The 645-nt window shown below is 53.3% G+C and carries 1 pseudogene; it reads right to left on the bottom strand.

The features are described from left to right. Positions 1 to 188: 188 nt before the first annotated feature. Positions 189 to 344, bottom strand: a pseudogene (locus A3730_RS29575) (DUF4372 domain-containing protein); the annotation flags it as partial. Between the last annotated feature and the right edge of the window lie 301 nt (positions 345 to 645).

Here is a 645-nt window from a genome sequence, read left to right as displayed (position 1 = left end):
AAGGGCCATGCCGAAGCGGCACTGAAGCCCACCAAGAGCACCATGCAAATGAGCGCAGAAGACTTCTCGTTCGATTACGAGTAACCGTCCTCCGTTCATGAAAAAGGTGGCCCCATAGCCACTGCTGTCGCACCGTTGGCAGCCTCATAAAGCGAACCTCATTTGAGGTTCGCTTTTTTTGTGCTTGTCAGGCTCTGACGGCCGGAAAGCTGACACATGGCCATGCCAATGAATGGATCCCAGCGCGTGACGGATATCAGTTTTTGGCCGTGATGATGCTTTTTGGCCAGCCTCTCAAAATCATGTCTCGAAACCGGTTTGAGCAGCTGGAGAATTGTAACCAGTTCGGTTCAGGCTTTTTCATTTGCCCCTAAACTGTGGGACAGCAGTGGGATTCGGCCGCGTTTTTTATTGCCTGACTGTTCGCCCTGCCCGACGGCCCCGGGCAATCCCTTTCCTTTTCTCTCTCCCCCATCTTGGGTATGCGCTTGGCGCCATCCAGCTGCTACATTAACCATCGTTCTATCGGGGTTTTACATCATCGAATTAATGATCGGGGAAGGTCATGACCATCTTGAAACCATTGCTGACCACAACGGTGGCTTGCATTCTGGCCGGCTGTGCCGCTCATCAACCCGGGCGCTC

This window comes from Alcanivorax sp. HI0044 (assembly GCF_001634945.1).
Note: the sequence above shows the minus strand (reverse complement) of the source record. Positions and strands in the feature narration are given on the sequence as shown.